This is a genomic window from Dactylosporangium cerinum (assembly GCF_042653625.1).
Lineage (GTDB): Bacteria > Actinomycetota > Actinomycetes > Mycobacteriales > Micromonosporaceae > Dactylosporangium > Dactylosporangium cerinum.
Genome location: NZ_JBHSIU010000151.1, coordinates 1 through 853, shown reverse-complemented (window position 1 = coordinate 853; position 853 = coordinate 1). Strand labels below are relative to the sequence as shown.

The following is an 853-nucleotide window of genomic DNA, read 5'->3' as shown; positions in this document are numbered from 1 at the left end:
CGGTGGGCGGACAGGTTGTCCAGGATGGTGTAGATCGGTGCGCCGTCCGGTCTGGCGCGGCGGATCGACTTGAGCGCGGTCAGGGTGTTCGCTGCGGACTTCCGGCGTCGGACGACGCCCCAGAGGGTGTCGTCGCCGATGCTGTAGCAGCCGTGGAACTGCCGAACGCCGTGCAGTTTGTGATAGTTCGCGGGGAGCCGGTCGGGGTGCCCGGCCGGCGCCCAGGTCGCGCCGGCTTGTGGGCGAATGGTCAGCGGCCCGAACTCGTCGAACGCGAAGACGCGGTCAGGGAGCTCGGTCATGACCCGCTCGATGCGGGCGAGCTTCGCTGCTTTGGCAGGGTCGTTGGACTCCTTCCACGTCTTGGTGCGCTAGAAGGTGATGTCGTGCTTGCGCAGCAGCTGCCGGAGTCGTTCCCGGCCGACCTGGACGCGGTGGGTGCCGGGGTTGTGGGCGAGGTAGTCCGCGAGTTTCCGCAGGCTCCACCGGGTGAACGGCTGGTCGAGGGCTTCGGGTCGGGTGTTGGCCGTCGCGACGATGAACGCTTCGTCGTCAGGACTGATCAGGCGGGGACGGCCACCCGCCCACTGAGGGTTGAGACAGGCCATGCCCATCTCGTTGAACCGGTGGATGACTTGGCGAACGGAGTCCTCATCGGCCTGGACCAGCCTCGCGATCACCGGCACGCTGTTGCCGCCGGCCGAGGCGAGCACAACCATCGCCCGCCGCAACCGGATCGCTGAGCCGGTCCCACGCCGGGTTATTCGCAGCAGCTGCTGACCTTCCTGATCAGACAGCCGCCGCACACGCACGGGTTCTGCCACCGGCACAGCCTGAACGCAGACACGCCACC

The 853-nt window shown here is 67.9% G+C and carries 1 pseudogene; it reads right to left on the bottom strand.

Annotated elements, in window-relative coordinates:
• Nucleotides 1–824 (bottom strand): annotated as a pseudogene (locus tag ACFPIJ_RS64455) (IS630 family transposase); the annotation flags it as partial.
• Between the last annotated feature and the right edge of the window lie 29 nt (nt 825–853).